This is a genomic window from Vibrio sp. 1402 (assembly GCF_033340275.1).
Map to the genome: position 1 here is coordinate 1 of NZ_JAWOWE010000388.1, position 628 is coordinate 628.

The window sequence follows — 628 nt, forward strand, 5'->3', positions numbered from 1 at the left end:
CGTAAATCTTTGTTGGTTGCTGCAATCACTCGAATATCAAGCTTGATGGCTTTGTGACTGCCCACACGTTCCACTTCTCGCTCTTGAAGTACGCGCAAAAGTTTGGCTTGGACTGCAGGAGACATTTCACCGATTTCATCTAACAAAATCGTGCCGCCGTTTGCTTCTTCAAACTTACCGCTTTGCGAATTCGTCGCGCCAGTAAACGCGCCTTTCACATGACCAAAAAGCACCGCTTCTAGCATCGATTCAGGAATCGCGGCACAGTTCACTGCAACAAATGGGCCATTAATGCGAGGAGAGTGTTCGTGTACATATCGAGCCAGCACCTCTTTACCCGTACCAGACTCACCCGTGATCAACACACTCGCGTTCGTACACGCTGCACGGTGCGCCAATTGAAGTACCTGCTTACTGCGCCACGACTCAGCCACAATGTTTGCCATAGGTTTGCCAAGAGCTTCAACACGCTTTAGCAAATTGATGAGCTGATTCGCTTCAAATGGACGCAACAAGTAATCGGTCGCGCCCGACTTCATAGTCTCTGCCGCCAAAATGCCTTGTTCTTGATCCACAATCGCAATCACAACGCCAGCATTACGCTGCTTCTGGTGACACGCAACAAACT

The 628-nt window shown here is 49.5% G+C and carries 1 protein-coding gene; it reads right to left on the bottom strand.

Features of this window, described 5'->3' with window-relative positions:
- Nucleotides 1–628 (bottom strand): sigma 54-interacting transcriptional regulator (locus R7044_RS26235; protein WP_225456122.1); only part of this gene is annotated, 628 nt, incomplete at both ends.